The following is an 18,589-nucleotide window of genomic DNA, read 5'->3' on the forward strand; positions in this document are numbered from 1 at the left end:
TTATCCTTCCAATTTCGGAAGAATTAACTCGATATCGGAATGAGGACGCGGAATCACATGAACAGAGTTTAATTCACCAACACTTTCAGCTGCAGCAGCTCCAGCATCTACTGAAGCTTTTACTGCTCCAACATCCCCACGCACCATTACAGTTACAAGTCCTCCGCCGACATGTACCTTGCCGATAAGCTTTACGTTTGCTGCTTTTGCCATCGCATCAGCTGCTTCCACTGCACCTACTAGTCCTTTTGTTTCAATCATTCCTAAAGCTTCTCCACTCATTGTTTATTCCTCCTAATTGAAATTTAATTCTTTTAACACACTTTTGACAATTTCCATAATTTCATCCTTTGAAACACTTGGTTCAGCATTTAAAGCGCTTTCTTTATATGCAGTATTTCTTGCTGGTTCCTCATTTTGCATTTCTCGAATACCAAAGGCAATTCGTTTCTTATTTAATAGATGCTCTGGGCCAATATTATCCGAAGAAATATTATTTCCGTAGGTGCCGCAGCCAAGAGTCATCGATGGTGAGATCCCGGTTGTTGCACCAATTCCGCCGAAGGTTGTACCAGAGTTCACGACCACCCGTGAAGCTTTTTGTTGAACACCAAAACTTTCAATCAATTGCTGGTCCTCGCAATGAATTCCAACTGTATGGCCTAATCCTCCAATTTCGAGCAATTCATCACAGACCTTTCCAGCCTCCTGTTCATTAGTGACAGTGTAAAACGCAAGAATTGGTGACAATTTCTCCAGAGAAATTGGATAATTTTTGCCTATGTTCGTTTCTTCAGCTACTAGTAATCTAGTATTATCCGGAATGACAATGCCCGCAATTTTCGCCAACGCCTGTGGCGATCTTCCAACAATGTCAGGGTTTAAACCGCTGCCGCGGAGAATGATTGCTTCAACTCTCTGCTTCTCGTAATCATCTAAGAAATATGCACCTGCCTGCTCAAGTGTGGATTTCACTTTGTTCTTAATGGCTTTATCCACCACAAGGGCTTGCTCAGAAGCGCATATCGTACCATAGTCAAACGTTTTACTATGAACAATTTGACTCACAGCTTTTGCTATATTTGCACTCGAATGAATATATACCGGAACATTTCCAGGGCCAACACCATATGCCGGCTTACCGGAACTATAGGCTGCCTTCACCATTCCTGGACCGCCTGTAGCCAAAATTAGGTCTGTATCTTTATGCTTCATTAATTCCTGTGCCGATGCAAGTGTGGGCTTCGTAATACAAGTAATGATTCCATCCGGAGCCCCTGCCTTATTTGCCGCTTCCTTTAGAACTTTAGCAGCTTCGTTTGTACATTTAGCCGCCGATGGATGTGGACTAAAAACAATCGCATTTCTTGATTTAACCGCAATTAATGCTTTAAAAATAACCGTTGACGTAGGGTTTGTAGAAGGGATAATACCTGCAACAACTCCAACTGGCTCGGCCGCTAACAGCAATTTCTTATCCTCGTCACGTGAAATGATCCCTACCGTCTTCTTATCCTTAATTGATTCATAGACATCCTTAGCAGAGAAGAGATTTTTAGTCATTTTATCTTCCATTTTGCCATACCCTGTTTCATCAACCGCCATTGCTGCAAGTCTGCCAGCTTCTCTGATAGCAGCTTGGGTCATGCAGTGTACGATTTGATCAACCTGGTCCTGTGTCATGTTTGCCATTGCCTTTTGTGCCACTTTAGCTAGTTTCAGATTTTCTCTAGCCTCTTGAATCGATTCAAGATCGGTATCTAGGTACATCACTTATCGCCGCCTTTCCCTGCTTGGAACTTTAATATTAATTGTAGTAACTCCTCTTTTCTCGATTTTGCTATTTCATCTGGCGATAACAGAAAACCTTCAAAGGAGTTTGCTATTTCTCTAAGCTCCTGCAAATTCTTTTTATTTAGATCTCGGTAGTTTGTATCATTAGTAGCAGTGAAGTCTTGTGACTCTTGTTTAACCGTTTTTTGCTTTTCTGCTACTAGAACCGGAAACAACATTTGGATCACATGATCGTCCGGCCTAGGAATAACATGTGAGTGGCGATGCTGACCAACTCTTTTGGCAGTTTCTGTTCCCACATCGACAGCACTTTTCACCGACGCTACATCACCAATGATATATATCGTCACAATCCCCGAGTCCGCTTTCTGAAACGTGGTAACGTTCACATCTGCAGCCTTGGCAGCAGCATCTGCAGCAGCCACCATTGCCGGAAAACCAATAGTCTCGACCATTCCCAGTGCATAGGCATGTTTTTTCAACTACTCTCACCTCTCCACCTCTCGGCAACTTATTCATTTATTAATAAGTATGTTTAATCCCCATTAGCTAAACGCTGGTTAATCTTCGGAATTAATTGATCCAATTCTCCGATACTATTAATGACATAATGAGCACCCGCATCTTTAAATCTTTTCGTAACAACTTCGAGCATTTTTGCAAGTGTATCAGGGTCAAGCGCATTTACTTCATGTTCTTTAAGCCCAAGTTCACTGCCGCCCTTAAGAATTCCAACACTCCAGGCACCGGCATTGACGCCCTCTTTAATATCACTGATGGTATCGCCCACTTTAATGATGTGTTTCATTGGATAAACACCAAGATTCATGGCATTCTGATAACACATCCATGGATACGGTCTTCCCGCTGGAACATCACTTGGGGTAATCATAAAGTCTGGGGCATACCCTTGCTTTTTCGCTTCAGGAGCGACAACGTCCATCATTTCAGCTGTGTATCCAGTAGTGGAACCGATTTTGATTCCTTGTCTCCTTAACCTTTCTACCAGTTCTATTGCACCAGGTATTGGCGTACAATAGTTACGTAGGATTGAGAACAACATAGGTTCGAAGTCAGCATATAGGTCATCGACATCTTTCTTTTCTGGTAATCGGCCAAACTTTTCTTTCCAAAGCTGTGCAATTCGGTCCATCTGACACATCGTATTAATATGATCCCACTTTAACAGCCCCATCGGAGCCCGTGCTTCCTCATCTAAAACTTCGATTCCTCTTTTTCTGAAAATCTCCAAAAAAACATCCAATGGTGCAAAACAACCATAGTCTACAGTGGTGCCTGCCCAGTCAAAAATAACAGCTTCAATCTGGGGAGTTTGATTTCCCAAAACACGAACCCTCCTTTTTCGGCACTAATATAACACACGCTAGAGTATCTGCTTCCCGGCATGCAAACGCTATTATTAGTTCTTTTTAGTTAGTAGAAACAACCATTTTCTCCCTATTATTCTCGGAAAGAATAACTGCTCCCTGATTGTTACTTTTTATAGAAACAATCTCTTCGTGAATATGAATTCCTCGTTTCTTTAGTGCTTCAAAAATCATCGTTGGTTCAAACGCATCCTCCGGAATTAAGATTCCAGTCTTTTCAACTAGTCCCTTTGCGATGATTTCTGTCGCAATTGCCATTGGAATTTTTACGTTCCTCGTATAGGCTCTTAATTTTTTCCCAGCCCTTAACGGATCCGTCACTTGCGGGATGTGTATGATAAAGGACGTGGCGTTTTTTAATGCCATCCTCTTTCCCCACTATCTCAATATGTAGGGAGTAACCGTACGTTTGTGTTTCTTGTCCTTCCTTGGATTGAATAAGATATTCACCAATCACATCCATTACACCGACACTTTTACTCCATTGACAGAGACTTTCGGATTACTTTAATTTCCGTAATCATACAAAGCACTGACGAGCTGCAGTATTTTGCTTCGGCCATGTACCACGGACTTCGATTAAATTAATCCCTTTACAACTTGAAGCCCGATTTCTTCATTGAAGTCACCTATGGTAATCACTTCAAACTCCGAATGGTTCAACAAGATCCAAAACGGCTTCTCTGCATATTCTGCCAGCTCCACCTAAACAAAAGACATTCACGCATCACCCTCCTAAATATTTAAAATATTCACTCAATTTATGAGTTGAATTGATTATATCACAGGTAAATTGGTTTGTCTTGGTTTTTATTGGTTTTACTGTCCGTTTTTTAAAAAAAATTTTTTCATCCTTAAATCTACCAACCAAAACCAACTTTCGTAATAAAAAAAAGCCATACTCTCGATATATTCGTAGAATATGGCCATTTATTTATTTCGTTATCCAGGATTCCTTTGGAGCGTCCGTTTTTGCTCATTTTCATCAACAGTTGCTAAATGCTTACTTTCAATCTGCTTAGTTTCAATCAGCCTACTTTCAATCTGCTTACTTTCAATCAACTGGCTGATTTTCGCAAGTAGGAAGGTAATTAGCACAGATGCAAAAACAATCCCATAAAAACCAGCTCCTATTCCAATTCCCACGCCGCCGACAAAGAATACCATAGCTGCGGACGTCAATCCTTTTACCTGAAGGCCGTCCTTCAAAATCAGACCGGCCCCTAAGAAACCAAGCCCAGATACAATCTGCGCCGTTAGACGCATCGGATCCATCCGGTTATTTATGTGAGAATCGCTAAAAACCTCGGCACTGTAAATTGAAACAATCGTAATGAGCGTACACGATACAGAAACATAGGTGAACGTTTTTAGACCCGCTGGTTTATTTTTAGCACTTCGGTCCCAGCCGATGAACATCCCAAGAAGTGCACTTATCACAAGACGCATATATACTTCAATGTTTTTCCATAAATGTTCTTCGTAGAACAGTCCTAAGTGGTCCATTCCCTTCCCCCTTTACAGGCAGCCTTTTGCCTATAGTGCGGAGAGTCACATTGAAGATGATTCCGTTTGATCCGCCACCAGCCATTTCACATTATTTTCTTGAAGACTATGCTCCCAATCCTTTGGGTATGGCTGATCACAAATCACCATACTAATGTCTTTCAGGTCTGCCATTTTAAAATTTGCACGTTTGCCAACTTTTGAATAATCAATTAGTAAAATTGATTTACTAGCATGTTCAATTAGTTTTTTCGTAATCATTCCCTTAGAATAATCAAACCCGGTTATCCCGTCATCTTTTGAAAATCCATCTGCAGAAATAAAATACTTATCTACGTAAATATTATCAAGCATTTCCATCGTAAATCCTCCGGTAACTCGATGATGTACTGTATTAATTTCACCGCCAAGGATAAAAATCTTTCCCGTAAAGATATTTTGCTGACTTAACTCAATCAGTACGGAAAGGGCATTAATTGATGTTGTAAAAATGGTTAGATTTCGTTTTTTTCGCAGATTTTTTACTAATTGCAATGGCGTACTGCCATCATCAATCGCGATTACATCGTTATCATTAATTAGATCTGCCGCCATTTCACCAATACGTTTCTTTTCATCAGAATGGATAACTTCACGTTCTAATGTAGAAGGCTCCTCATTAAAGAATGAAATATTAATAGCTCCGCCATAAACTTTTTTGAGCTTTTCCTCTTGGTGTAATTCATCTAAATATTTTCGGATGGTCTCTGTAGAAACCTCTAAAGCTTTGGCAAGTTCACGTACTTTAACCTTCCCTTTGACCTCTATTTGTTCTAATATTTTCCTTTTTCTTTCTTCTCCCGCTAGTGACAAAACCTTCACCCCATATAAATATTTCCACTATAATATTAGACTAGTTCACCATGAAAATGATAGGAACAACGATAGTTACTTCTTTTTCGTCTAGACCTATATTAATATTATAGAGGAAGATAAAGGTATGTTGCCAGTGATTACTTAATTTTCTAGTACAGGATTGAGCCAATATCTGCTTGTTTCAATTGCCTTCAATAATCCTTCAACATCCGCTAGATGAACATCCCCGATATTTCCAATCCTGAACGTATCCATATCAGAAACTTTTCCAGGGTAGATCACGTAGCCTTTTTCCTTGAGTTTGCTATAGAAGGTTGAGAATTCAAAATTTTCTGAATTCGGATAGTAGAATGAAGTAATAATTGGTGATTGCAGCTCATTTGCAAGGATTGGTTCAATACCCAATTCTCTCATTCCTTCTGACAAGACTTTTTGATTATTCATGTATCTTGCCGCCCGCTCTTTAATGCCGCCTTCCTCATCTAATTCCTTTAAAGCTTGTGCAAAAGCTCTTACAACATGGGTCGGTGAAGTGAAGCGCCATTTGCCATTTTGCTCCTCCATTGTTTTCCATTGGTCATAGAGGTCAAGAGAGATTGATCTTGCATTTTGGGAGCACTTCTCAAATTCATCCTTTTTAACAACGGCAAAGCCAAAGCCTGGAACTCCCTCAATACACTTATTGGCACTGCTGATAATATAATCTATTTTTAATTCATCAATATCCATTTCTACGCCGCCAAAGCTGCTCATCGCATCAACAATATAGACTTTATTATAACGCTTAACGATTTCACTAACCTTCTCAATCGGGTTCAGCATTCCCGTTGTAGTTTCACAATGAACAATGGCTACATGCGTGATGTCTGGATCCCTTTCCAGCTGGTCTGTTAGCCGGTTCAAATCTAAAGCCTCAACCTCACCGCTGGCAAGTACCACTGTATTAATGCCCAGTTTCGAAGAGATTTTTGCAATTCGATGACCATATACCCCATTTGCAATAACTAGAAGCTTTCCATCCTTAGGCAGGACTGTACCAATTACTGATTCTACACTAAAAGTACCGCTTCCCTGCATTAATACGGCTGAATATTTATCAACAGCTTTTGTAGCAAGTGAAACAAGCTTACTCCTTACACCCTGTACGATATTGTTATAGTCATCGTCCCATGTACACCAATCTTTCATCATCGCTAGTTTAACCGTACCCGTTGTCGTTAATGGTCCTGGTGTTAATAATAGGTATGGGTTGTTCGTGACATCCTTCATATTCATTTCTTTATTCCTCCCTAATAGTAGAATTTTATTTATTTAAACTATTCATAAAGTGCCGGGTTAAACTCTTTTTTCATGTTTTCTTGTTCTTTTTCGTTCAGATTTTTCATTAATCTCACGCAAATTAGTGACATAACCCCAAGTAGCATCAAATAAATCGCTGCCGGAAGCCAAGAACCGTGAAAGGCTGCTACTAATGATGTGGCGATGAGCGGTGCAGTGCCGCCAAAAATAGCTGCCCCTAATTGATACCCTACCGAAATACCGGTATAGCGAACTTCTGCACGGAACATTTCAGAGAACATCGTTCCTAATACCGCAGTGATAACGGACCATATTCCATACCCAATCATTACAGCAATCGTTAGTAGAAGGATCGATTTCTTTGAAAGTAAGAAGAAATATGGAATCGAGAATAAAATTACTCCCAGGGTACCTCCATAGAATACCTTTTTTCGTCCAACACGGTCCGATAACGTACCCATTAATGGAATCATTACTAATGAAATCAAAGTCCCAATTGTAACGGCATTTAAGACAGGTCCCTCAGGCATTTTCAACGTATTGGTCGCATAAGAAACTCCAAATGTCGCAAACATATAAAACGGTGCAGTTTCAATTGCCTTCGCTCCAGTTGTTAAGATGATTTCCTTCCAGTGATATTTAAAGGTATCAGCAATTGGAAGTTTTGAAACTGCCCCTTCATCCTTTGCTTTTTGGAAATCTGGGGTTTCCTCTAAACCATTTCGAATCCATAAACCAATGAAAACCAATAACAGACTTCCCACAAATGGGACCCGCCAGCCCCAAGTTAAAAATTGGGCATCCGGTAATAATCTTAATAATGCCATCGTTGCTGTGGCTAAAATCATCCCGACTGCTGCCCCCATCATAGGAACACTTCCAGCAAAACCGCGTTTCTTTTCTTCGGAATATTCGACAGCCAACAAAACGGCTCCGCCCCATTCACCGCCAACTGCAATTCCTTGAATCAGCCTTAACACCACTAGCAGGATGGGTGCCCAAACTCCAATTGAATCGTAAACTGGTAAAAAGCCGATTAAAGCTGTGCTAATCCCCATAATTCCGAGAGTATAAACAAGTGATTTCTTTCTTCCAACTTTGTCGCCGATGTGACTGAAGATCACGCCGCCAAGCGGACGGAAGAAATAAGGAATTCCAAATGATGCTAATGCAATTAAAAGACCGACGGTTGGAGTGAAATTAGGGAAAAAAAGCTTGTTAAATACAAGGGCTGCGACCGTTCCATATAAAAGGTAGTCATAATATTCGATGGAACTGCCAATTAAACTTCCAATTAACGCTTTAGTCCTTACCTTCTTTGTTTGTTTGTTTGCTGACATAAATAACCTCCTTTACTAGTTAAAAAGTGAATTTTTTGTAGAAACGCTTACTTGGTACCGTTACTAATTGAAAAGTGGATTTTAGTGAAAACGCTTACTTGGTACCGTTAAATTTAGAATACCATCTTTTCTGAAAATTGTGAATAGTTTTTTCTGCATTTTTTTGTTTTTGCTTTGCTTTATTCATTTTTTGTATTGGTTTTGGTTGGTTTTAAAGACTTTTTAATTATTTAGCTGAAATTCACAGTATTATGGAAATGATTGATAGCCACTTTACATAACTGATTTTCTCATTCAACCAGGCAATTCCAATAATAGCTGCAAAAACAATACTAATTTCTCTAATAGCTGCCACATAGGTCACTAGGGTGGTTTCCATAGCATATACAGCAAGGGCATTGGAAATAAAGACAAATAAGCCGCCAATAAATAGCTTGAGCAGGTATTTTTTCACTAAGGAAACTTCAATTTTCTCTATTCGGTCAATCATGTATTTACCAACAAACACTCCCGCATATACAAAGATTTAAATAATATACCGGACATTAGAGCAGCATCCATTCCGTCCAGGACACCGCTTAAAGCGAAAAAAGTTCCCGTCAGAAACACCCATTTTAAGTTAACATCATTTAATCGAAACATTTATAAGGTCCCTTTAACCCTATAGTTCATACGCATGCCGAGCACACATCAAAAAAGCTGACCTAATTGTTAAAATTAGGTCAGCTTTATTTTTTGTCTATTAATTTGTAATAGACACAGTTTTAGTAGCTATAATTTTACCGTCTTTATCATATGCTACAAATTCAATCTCATTATTAATCTTGAAGTCCTGCATGGTTTGAACTGTTTTTGTTAGCATATAGACACTATCGCTACGCTTTTTCAATTCAAATTGCACATCTCCACTTAAAGAAGGGAATCGTACATTAACCTTTGCAACATTTGAACAATTACCATCAATTCTTGCATTCATTGTAATATTGCCTTTGCGTAGAGTTACTGTCGCTTCTTCAAATAAATTTTCAGGATTCACGCAACTTGAAGACGTAGTTTTACATAAAATCGAATCAATAATTTTTTGGAAAACTTGATGTAATTGTAAGTTATCGATTGCGTGGTAGTAAGTACCACCAGTTTCAGCAGCCAGTTGCATTAAAATTGCATCATTGACTTGTGATTTTTTACCCATACTTACAGTGTAAACCTTTACGCCTTTGTTTTTCGCATCGTTCAGTACTTTAGTCATTTTCGATTTACTTGTTTTACCATCTGATACAACAATGATAGATTTTGAAGTTTTCGAGTCATTGGAGAATTTAGACAGTGCGATGTCTATACCCGCGAAAATATCTGTGGCACCCTTTTCTTTCGATGCTTTATACAAATCTTTTTTCAGAACATTATCTGTACTGCCCTCTCCTAGAACAGTAGCTTTTGTATTCGTTTCAACAACAATATTATTTTTAGCCTTAATCTGATTGATGACTTCCATCATTTTTTTACCGCGGTAATTTGTTTGGTCAGATGCTTTCATGGAAGCAGAATAATCAACTACATAAGCTACTTCTGTTGCTAAAGAACAAGAATTTTTACTGAAGTAAGGATTTGTGAAAATTTCCTTTGTAATTGTTTTATCTTTTAAATCCTTCAATATTTTTGCATAACGAGGATCTATTTGATTTACTAATGTTGCTTCAGCTTTCGATTTTCCATAAATAACTGAGTCAAAGTACGCTACAGCTGTCCCTGGGCTTCCTGTGTTATTTAAATAATCCGAAGTATTTGTAACAAATGAAGCTGTTTTCTCAACACCATCAAATTTAATTTTTACTGTTCCTTGGTAGTCAGTAATAACTTCTCCACCTGGTCTTACTAATGTAACCATTACCTTCGTATAACGATCTTTACCTGATGGTCTTGATGCCTCTTCCGCACTTTCTTTTAATGCTTCCACTCGTTTTTTATAGGCTTCTACTTGACCGAGCAATTTACCGCCTTGGTATTTTAATAATACTGTTCGATCATAGTTACTCAAGCTTGTGAAAATAGCATAAATTTTCATGACACTATCATAATGCTCAAGCGTCAATTTTTTTTCGTCTGGCAAATAGCCCATAAGTTGAATAATTGAACCGACTGGATTAATGTTCTCAACCTGTGAGGCAATATCATCATCAATTCCTTGAATACGATAAATCGGACGCCCATCATCTGAAATCATATACATAATTTCGATCGTATCATTAACTGAATCCTTTAAGCGTTTTTGAATGATTGTTTCAAATAGCCAAACTGAAATATTATAGTTTTCAAACTGTAATATAGCATTTTCATAGCCTAAAGCAGGGTATTTAGTATCACTGCCACCATATTGTAGATATTTATTTTCAACATTTCCTAGAGCATTTGTTACATTCGTTTGCTGTCCAATACTAAATAGCTTTTCGTCTGGATCAATCCAATGAACGTTCACAATATTTTCTGTAAAGAACTCTGGTAATTTTTCAAACGGTACATATGGAGGTGTGACATTTCCATTTTCGTCATCCGTGTTTTTTGGATCATACACTTGATAATCAATACGCATTTCTGGCTGAGGTGAATATCGGACATGTGCATTTAATTTTTCACCTACAAGACATTTCATAGTAGGATCTGTATTGTTAATAAGCTCAAATGAAATAGTATCACGTACAGATTTTGTTAATTTTGGTGCGATGACAATCGCAGAAACAGTTGAGCCGTCTGATTGTACATTTCGTACAGCTTCACCGGATGTATCAACGATTTTTGCGCCATATGACGACGTTACACGGAATGTATATGACTTATCATCAGGGATTGGATCGCCATTACAAGCTTTTAAAGATACAGTAATGAGCGTTGAATCTTGGTCATTTGCGATTAAATCTGGTTTTTCAACATCAATACTTTGTAGTGCATTATTAACATACTCCGGACCAGTAAAATCATTATTATTATCCTTTGGCTCTTCGAAATCTGTGTTGGTTGAGCCCATGAAGCCTGGAGGTAATGTAATTTTATTGTTATCGCGTCCTGCTGCAGCACGTTTTAATCCTAGAACAGCAAAGTTACCGTTTTGTACGCTTCGATATAAAAATTCAGCAATATCTCCACGAGATAGCTTTGTAGAAGGGTTGAAGTCAGCAAATGTTTTTTTACCAGTGCTTCCTGTTGAAATATCATTTGTGTATAAGTATTGAACTGCCTGCGGCTCATCCAAATCTAAGCCTTTAAATGCAGCATATACACGTGCAAATTGTCCACGTGTAACAGCCTTTGAACGATTCGCAGTTGTATAAGTACCGTTAAGCGGTAAATAAAAATCACTATAGAAATTGTAAGCTACACTGTCGTTATATGTTAATGCATAATTTCGATCAAGCTTTGCAAACATTACAACAAGCTCTCGCTCAGTTACTTGTTCATTTGGTAAAAAGTTATTAGCGCTATTCAATGAAAGTAGATCATTATCGACTGCCCATGAAATAGCTTTGTAATTACTACTATTTGTTGGTACATCGTTTATGGTTGTAGCAGCCTGCGTGACAGCTGGAGTTGCTGTCATTAAGACAAGTACGAAACAAAGTAGGGATAAAAATACTTTTTTAACATACGTCATTTTTTTCAGTCCTTTCTTTAATTAAAGAACAATATGTCATCTCGATAGTTTTGTTTTAAGTCGCTTTCTAAATAATTTAAGAAACGTTCTAGTACTACTGATGCTTGTGCTCGCGTTAATGGTTGATTTGGATTAAATCGACCTGTTACAGGGTCACCAGTCATTAAGCCTAACTCATTGACAATGTATATTCCGTCTTTTGAATAACTCGGAATTTGCGCATCATCCTTAAACTTCGTCACATAGCCTGGATCCGGCGCCTTGTTTTCTAGCCCTAATGCGCGTACAAATATCGTAGCTGCTTGTGCTCGAGTAATTTGATTATTTGGTTTGAAATACTCTGGCGTTACACCTTTAATGATTCCTTTTTTATAGGCAGATTCAATGTAGGCATAGTCTTTTACCGTACGTTTAACATCTTTAAAAATACTAGTTGTTGATGTCGACTTTTTCGGTTTCGTTTCTTCCATAACACGTAGGTCAACTGCCTTACCAATCGCTATTGTAAAGTCAATACGCTTCATAGGGGTATTTGGTGAGAAGAAGTTACTTGCATCAGAGTAAATACCTAAAGAATATAATTTTTCAATAGCGTCTTTCGCATAATGTTTTGATAAATCGCGGAACTTAGGAATGATTAAACGTTCAATTGTCGGCATGTATTCTTTATCTAAATCAAGAGTACCTTTTTGCCCTGAGGCTAAATCATACGTATATTCAGAAATAACATCCTTTTCACTTACTACCGCATATCCACCATCAAAGCTCCCTAAACTTCCTAGGTTTTCTTCATAGTTTAATACACGAGATTTGCTTGTAGATAAACGATTTTTCACATGGCTTGTCTTACCATCGCTAAAATTATAAACAGCTTCTGTAATTTGTGTTTCTGTTGCTCCCCAGAAATTTTCATAGCCCGCATGACGACTATCTGTTTCAATTGTTACAGTATTTTGGACGGTATTTTTTCCAGTTCCAGTTTGATAGGCATATGTTTTTCTCGAAATTACATTACCTGAGTAATAATCTGAGGCTGCTCGATTATCTGTCACTGTCCCTTGTGAAAATTGGTAATCTACCAATGTATATGTTGTTTTCCCAACAACAATTTTCTCAGTATACTTTTTTACTACACCATTCGATGTTTTTTGACCAATCGTATCATAATTCACAACATCTGATTCATAAGCAATATTTCGAGTCAGTGTAGCACCGTTACTTGCTGTTAGCTTTACATTATGTGTTTCAGTTAACTTTCCTTTGGATTCTTTTTGTGTAATTTTGATGTCTTTACTAGTGCCTTTAAATATAATGGGTGTTCCTGTAATGAAAACAGCTTCCTCATATGTATATTCATTTTTTACAGCACCTGTTGTTTCTAATGAAGCAGCTGATGCATTTTCTGGGGTAGTAGCTCCAATAACAAATACAGCAAGCACTACTAACATTATTTTAAATAAATGTTTTCGCATTCTTTTTTTGTCCCTCTCTTTCATTCCAGACATATCCGCATCTGGAGCTATCAATACAAGATCACATAATAATCTTGTGGTAGGTAACCGTTTTTGGACTTACATAAGCAAAAAAACCTTTGAAAAAATAAAGGTTAAAATCTGCTCGTCTTCTACTCATATGGCAACATTTTTTCATACTCGCAGAAGACTCGCAAATTATATTTTATCAATCAACTAATATTAAATGAGCTTTGACAAAACGATCTGATAATACTACTAAACGATCAGAAGGTTTTAAATCAGATGCTTGTATTACTTTGCCTGCTTTAATAATTGTAGATTGATCAATATTCATATCAATCATTTCACCAGCTTCATACCAACGACCATTTTGCCATTGACTAACACTCTTCACATTAATGACAGCAGGGTATTTCGATTTAACTGACTGTAATTTACCAGTTAACATTAATGGTGCAACAGGCTTAGCTTTATGAAGAATATGAACGGCCTGTACATGACCATCCTTCACATAGAAGTATCCATATTCGCCTTCATATAAATGAAGCTCCGTATCAGGCATGACATTAAATGTTTTGTTACCGTCATCTACTATTGCCTTTGTTGAATTACTAACAGATAGTACAGTACCCTCTGTTTTCTTGAAGACATTTGACTCAATCTTCATCGCATCATCAACTTCAATTAAATAGCCATCTGCTTGTGATAAACGTCCATAATATAAATCATGACCCGCTAAGTTTGGTGACATAAAGCTATCACTTGTTACTTGTACAACTTGAGCATAATGATTACGTGCAGCACCGTCTGCAATAACAAAGGCCGTACCATAAGCTAATAAGCCAGTAGGTTCAATTAAACGACCATTTCTAATTAAAATTGTTCCATTGTGGAAGTATACTGTACCTGCAGATTTAAGTTTTAATAATTGATATTGAGTATCTACAGAAAGCATAGGCTCATAGTAGGTACGCTCATTGTTTTTCAATACAACAATCTTTTCAATCACTTCTTTACCAAATTGTTTAACTGTTGCATAATACGCTTCACTGCCAATGTAATTTTTCAATTGGCCTTTATCAATTTTTGCGTTTCCAACATATATCGGAACTTTCGATGAAAAATTCATCGTTGACAAAGCCGTTGTTGTATCAGAACCAAACTGCCAATTTATAAAAGCATGTTGATTTTTAACAGTTAGTTTATTTGCATTGGCATTAACCGTCTGTATCTCACCTTTATATAGGTTTTCAACTAATGTACCCGTCTCACTAATCTCTATTTTTGTGACGATTGATGAGTTTCGATTTTTAAGGCTAAGTTTAACGCGATCCCCAACATATAATGAGCTAATATCAACAGCTGAGGAGTTTTTTTGGTAGCTTGTATCTTTATTGATATAGTAGGTTGTTTCTTCTCCAATATCTGGCTTCAACATAATAAACAGGCCATTTGGATCAATACTTGTTACTACTCCGGCAAGTATTTTAGTATTTTGTACTATTGGAGATTCTGTTTCATTTGTCAGATTAGACGTACCTCGAAGCTCAACAACGCTTCGAAGAGAAATATCCGCTTCTACTTTCATACCCATCTTAAAGCCCTCGATTGTTGTCACTGTATTATTAATATACAGGCGGGCATTATCATTTATATTGTATGTAACTTGACGACCACTTTCATTTTGCAAAGTAATTTTACTAAGCTTTTTTTCTATTACTCCATTTTTAGAATTTGCATATTCTGAAAATGTTACATCAACAAAGGTTCCAGTCACCATCTGAGCTGCATGAGCTGTTTGATTTGATGAAAATCCGAGAACTGTTAGTAACAAAATCATTAGTATGTATGGAATCTTCTTCAACAAATCCCGCCTCCTTAAAAATTGTTATTAATCAATAGTATATCGTACTATTGGTAGTTTTTCCTATTTAAAAAGTTACATTTTAGTGCTTTTAGTTTCTTTTCAAATCTACCATTAGACACAAAGATAGAGGTAGCTTACAATTTCAAGCTACCTTTGCTTTATCATACTTGAACGTCAATTGTATGTCCTGCTGTCGGATGTGGAGCATCTAACATTTCAACTAATTGTTCTGTATTTTGCTGTTGCATCTCCATTGCCTGTTTCGTTACAGCTAGAGATACATTTTGCATTAAACTTGCTTGATTCATTGCCATCGATAAAGCTGCAATATCCATTTAGTCCACCTCCTAATTCATTTATCGGTCAGTTGTTTCATTCATCAAGCGTTTCCCCTAATATTTTTAATAAAAAAAAACATCTACTGTCCTAAATAATAGACTCAATAGATGTTTTTTTATTACATTTTATTTTCGATCGTACGCCAAGCTTCTTCAAAACCAATTCCTTTTTCCGAAGAAAAAACAATAAGCGGATCATTTTTTTCCATATCCAGTGTTTCTTTTACCACTTTTTTATGCTTATCCCATTTACCTTTTGGGATTTTATCTGCTTTTGTTGCAATGACAATACAAGGAATATTGTAATGCTTTAAAAAATCATACATCATGCGATCATCAGCTGTAGGAGGATGACGTAAATCAACAATTTGTACGACTGCCTTTAATTCATTGCGCCCTGTAATGTAACGCTCAATCATTTTCCCCCATGCTTCACGCTCAGTCTTTGAAACCTTTGCATAACCATACCCCGGAACGTCCACAAAAAACAATTGCTCTTCAATTTTGTAAAAATTAAGTGTTTGTGTTTTTCCGGGCTTAGAAGAAATACGCGCTAAAGCTTTACGACCGATCATTCGGTTGATAAATGAGGATTTTCCCACATTTGAACGACCGGCTAGCGCAAATTCTGGCAGTCCATCTTCTGGATATTGGTCTGGTCTTACAGCACTTATGACCATTTCTACGTTATGGACTTTCATTTTCTTATAAACCTCCGTCCAGTGCATGGGCTAATACTTCATCAGCCGATGACACTAGTTTAAATGTTAGTTGTTCGCGTACACTTTCAGGAATATCCTCAATATCTCGCTCATTATCTTTCGGACAAATAATTGTCGTTAAGCCCGCTCGATGCGCACTGAGTGTTTTTTCCTTTAAGCCACCAATTGGCAGTACACGCCCGCGTAATGTAATTTCACCTGTCATGCCGACTTCACGGCGTATTGGACGGTGTAAAATTGCAGAAACAATTGCGGTTGCCATCGTAATACCTGCGGAAGGCCCATCTTTCGGCACAGCTCCTTCAGGAACGTGAATATGAATATCATGTGTTTCAAAATATTCTGCATCCACTTTTAGATCGTCCATTTTTGTACGGACGTACGATAAAGCTGTTTGAGCAGATTCCTTCATAACATCGCCTAACTTCCCAGTTAACTGCAATTTTCCTTTACCAGGTGTTAATGATACCTCAATTTGTAATGTATCACCACCCACAGTTGTATAGGCAAGTCCAGTAGCTACACCGATTTGATTTTCCTCTTCTGCTTGTCCATATCTGAAACGGTGTTTTCCGAGTAATTCCTCTAACGATTTCGAGCTTACTGTTACTCGCTTTTTCTCACCGGAAACGATGATTTTAGCGACTTTACGACATAAGGTTGCAATTTGACGCTCTAGTCCTCGAACACCTGCTTCACGCGTATAATAACGGATGATATCCATTACTGCTTCATCTTTTATAATAACTTGTGTTTTTTTCAAGCCATGCTCTTTTAATTGTTTTGGTATTAAATGATTTTTCATAATTTGCTCTTTTTCAATTTCTGTATAACCAGCAATTGAGATCACTTCCATACGATCTAGTAACGGCCCAGGAATTGTACTTAAATCATTGGCAGTTGCTATAAACAATACATTTGATAAATCATAAGGTTCTTCGATGTAATGATCACTAAATGTATTATTTTGAGCTGGGTCTAAAACTTCCAGCATTGCTGCTGCTGGATCTCCTCTAAAATCATTAGACATTTTATCAATTTCATCAAGAAGGAATACAGGATTAATTGTCCCTGCCTTTTTCATCCCTTGGATAATACGACCTGGCATTGCTCCAACATACGTACGTCGATGACCACGAATTTCCGATTCGTCACGTACGCCACCTAATGAAATACGGATAAATTTGCGATCCAAGCTTTCTGCAATGGATCGAGCTAATGATGTTTTACCTACACCTGGAGGGCCAGCTAAACAAAGTATTGGTCCACGTAACGAATTTTTCAACTGACGTACAGCTAAATATTCTAATATACGTTCTTTTACTTTTTCTAATCCGTCATGATCACGATTTAAAATGTTCTCTGCATGTTCGATACTCATGCGATCTTCAGTCGCATTTGTCCATGGTAGTGATATAATCCAATCAATATAGTTTCGGATGACACCGCTCTCTGCACTAGCTGCTGGGATCTTCTCGTATCGATCCAACTCTTTAAGCACTACTTCTTCCGTTGTTTCAGGCAAACCTATTTCGTTAATACGTTTACGTAATTCAGCTACTTCGCCAGTTTTTCCTTCACGATCTCCTAGCTCCGTTTGAATAGCTTTCATTTGTTCACGTAAATAATATTCCTTTTGCGTACGCTCCATCGATTGCTTAACTTTTGTATTAATTTTCTTCTCTAGCTCAAGTACTTCTTGCTCGTCATGTAAGCGAATAATTAAATGGTCTAAACGTTTCTTCACACTAAATATTTCCAACACTTCTTGTTTATCTGCAATCTTAAACGGTAAATGCGATGCAATGATGTCTGCTAAACGACCTGGTTCTTCAATGTCTGCCACAGTACTAATGGTTTCAGATGTAATCTTATTGGAGGATTTTGCGTATCTTTCAAAATACGTTAACAACGTACGCATTAAAGCCTGTGTTTCAACATCTTTACCATTTGTTTCCTCTTTAACATCAATGTCAACCATCGTATATTTTTCTAATGCCTGATAATTAGACCATGTTGCACGCGCTACACCTTCCACTAATATACGCAGTGTTCCATTCGGTAATTTTAGCATCTGTTTGACATATGCCATCGTACCAACTGAATATAGATCTTGCTCATCAGGCTGTTCATCATGAACTTCTTTTTGTGTTACTAATAATATCAATTGGTCCTCTAACATTGCTTGTTCTAGCGCCGCTACAGAACGATTTCTACCCACATCAATATGTAACACCATCGACGGGTAAACTAAAAGTCCACGTAAAGGCAATAATGGTACATTTGTTGTTTTTTGTATTGTCACCATGCGGGTATTCACCTCCGTTAAAATTTTCTTATTCACTCCCACGCTACTAGT

General features: G+C 37.7%; 15 protein-coding genes and 1 pseudogene. All 16 read right to left on the reverse strand.

Going from position 1 to position 18,589, the window contains the following annotated elements:
- The 16 genes and pseudogenes from MOK21_RS04430 to lon all read right to left on the reverse strand — a co-directional run bounded on the left by MOK21_RS04430 (position 1) and on the right by lon (position 18,538).
- Positions 1-282, reverse strand: coding sequence for a BMC domain-containing protein (locus tag MOK21_RS04430; protein ID WP_249072761.1), 282 nt, complete (start codon positions 280-282; stop codon positions 1-3).
- Positions 283-294: 12 nt separating this feature from the next.
- Complete coding sequence (locus MOK21_RS04435) at positions 295-1,770, reverse strand: acetaldehyde dehydrogenase (acetylating) (RefSeq protein ID WP_249073032.1); 1,476 nt, start codon at positions 1,768-1,770, stop codon at positions 295-297.
- Complete coding sequence (locus MOK21_RS04440) at positions 1,770-2,276, reverse strand: BMC domain-containing protein (RefSeq protein ID WP_249072762.1); 507 nt, start codon at positions 2,274-2,276, stop codon at positions 1,770-1,772. Before MOK21_RS04440 ends, MOK21_RS04435 begins: the two co-directional genes overlap by 1 nt.
- Before the next feature lie 53 nt (positions 2,277-2,329).
- Positions 2,330-3,139 carry a phosphonoacetaldehyde hydrolase gene (gene phnX / locus MOK21_RS04445; RefSeq protein ID WP_249072763.1) on the reverse strand — a complete coding sequence of 270 codons (810 nt, stop codon included), beginning with the start codon at positions 3,137-3,139 and terminating at the stop codon, positions 2,330-2,332.
- A gap of 85 nt (positions 3,140-3,224) precedes the next feature.
- Positions 3,225-3,792 (reverse strand): annotated as a pseudogene (locus MOK21_RS04450) (saccharopine dehydrogenase C-terminal domain-containing protein); the annotation flags it as partial.
- A gap of 332 nt (positions 3,793-4,124) precedes the next feature.
- Positions 4,125-4,688, reverse strand: coding sequence for an MgtC/SapB family protein (locus MOK21_RS04455; RefSeq protein WP_249072764.1), 564 nt, complete (start codon positions 4,686-4,688; stop codon positions 4,125-4,127).
- Positions 4,689-4,733: 45 nt separating this feature from the next.
- Positions 4,734-5,540 (reverse strand): DeoR/GlpR family DNA-binding transcription regulator, encoded by an 807-nt coding sequence (locus MOK21_RS04460; RefSeq protein ID WP_249072765.1) that lies wholly within the window; start codon positions 5,538-5,540, stop codon positions 4,734-4,736.
- 144 nt (positions 5,541-5,684) lie between these two features.
- Entirely contained in the window at positions 5,685-6,818 is a 1,134-nt protein-coding gene (phnW, locus tag MOK21_RS04465) for a 2-aminoethylphosphonate--pyruvate transaminase (protein ID WP_249072766.1), read from the reverse strand.
- A gap of 41 nt (positions 6,819-6,859) precedes the next feature.
- Positions 6,860-8,182: an MFS transporter gene (locus MOK21_RS04470; protein WP_249072767.1), complete on the reverse strand. Its 1,323-nt coding sequence runs from the start codon at positions 8,180-8,182 to the stop codon at positions 6,860-6,862.
- A gap of 241 nt (positions 8,183-8,423) precedes the next feature.
- A complete protein-coding gene (locus tag MOK21_RS04475) occupies positions 8,424-8,672 on the reverse strand; it encodes an EamA family transporter (protein WP_249072768.1) in 249 nt (82 codons plus the stop codon).
- 252 nt (positions 8,673-8,924) lie between these two features.
- On the reverse strand, positions 8,925-11,828 hold the full coding sequence (locus MOK21_RS04480; protein ID WP_249072769.1) for a VWA domain-containing protein: 2,904 nt from the start codon (positions 11,826-11,828) through the stop codon (positions 8,925-8,927).
- 17 nt (positions 11,829-11,845) lie between these two features.
- Positions 11,846-13,300 carry an S-layer homology domain-containing protein gene (locus MOK21_RS04485; protein ID WP_249072770.1) on the reverse strand — a complete coding sequence of 485 codons (1,455 nt, stop codon included), beginning with the start codon at positions 13,298-13,300 and terminating at the stop codon, positions 11,846-11,848.
- Between the two features lie 208 nt (positions 13,301-13,508).
- Complete coding sequence (locus tag MOK21_RS04490) at positions 13,509-15,167, reverse strand: hypothetical protein (RefSeq protein WP_249072771.1); 1,659 nt, start codon at positions 15,165-15,167, stop codon at positions 13,509-13,511.
- Between the two features lie 164 nt (positions 15,168-15,331).
- Positions 15,332-15,505 carry a YjfB family protein gene (locus tag MOK21_RS04495; RefSeq protein WP_249072772.1) on the reverse strand — a complete coding sequence of 58 codons (174 nt, stop codon included), beginning with the start codon at positions 15,503-15,505 and terminating at the stop codon, positions 15,332-15,334.
- A gap of 122 nt (positions 15,506-15,627) precedes the next feature.
- Entirely contained in the window at positions 15,628-16,209 is a 582-nt protein-coding gene (gene yihA / locus MOK21_RS04500) for a ribosome biogenesis GTP-binding protein YihA/YsxC (protein WP_249072773.1), read from the reverse strand.
- A 4-nt stretch (positions 16,210-16,213) separates the two neighbouring features.
- Positions 16,214-18,538 (reverse strand): endopeptidase La, encoded by a 2,325-nt coding sequence (lon, locus tag MOK21_RS04505; RefSeq protein ID WP_249072774.1) that lies wholly within the window; start codon positions 18,536-18,538, stop codon positions 16,214-16,216.
- Positions 18,539-18,589: the final 51 nt, after the last annotated feature.

The sequence above is a fragment of the Lysinibacillus sp. BPa_S21 genome (assembly GCF_023337795.1).
Taxonomy (GTDB): Bacteria; Bacillota; Bacilli; order Bacillales_A; family Planococcaceae; genus Lysinibacillus.